Consider the following 364-nt stretch of genomic DNA (forward strand, 5'->3'; position numbering starts at 1 on the left):
TGCCCCAATTGTATGGATCCGCAGAATATTTCGAGAAAATAATTACTAATGAAAGCTTTCAAAAAAGATATTTTGCCACATCAAGAATTTTATATAGTCAGATTTACTAAAAGCTCCAATCTACCTTATGCTCTTTTCATTCATGGTGGCCCTGGTCTCAATTGTGGAACTATAGAGTATCTTATTGAACATCATAATTTATTTAATTCTCTGCAGTGCAATATTATTCTATATGATCAACGAAATTGCGGTAAATCTAATAAAATTAAAAAGCTAGTACTACAGCAAGATAATATAAATGATTTGCAAAAAATAATTCTATACCTTGATGACCATTTTAATCTTAACATCCATGCTTTGATTG

Annotated in this window: 1 pseudogene; it reads left to right on the plus strand. The window is 29.7% G+C overall.

The annotated features are described in order from the left end of the window. Positions 1–48 precede the first annotated feature (48 nt). Positions 49–364 (plus strand): annotated as a pseudogene (locus Lani_RS20815) (alpha/beta fold hydrolase); the annotation flags it as partial.

Origin of the sequence: Legionella anisa, from assembly GCF_001467525.1 — a bacterium.
GTDB lineage: Bacteria > Pseudomonadota > Gammaproteobacteria > Legionellales > Legionellaceae > Legionella > Legionella anisa.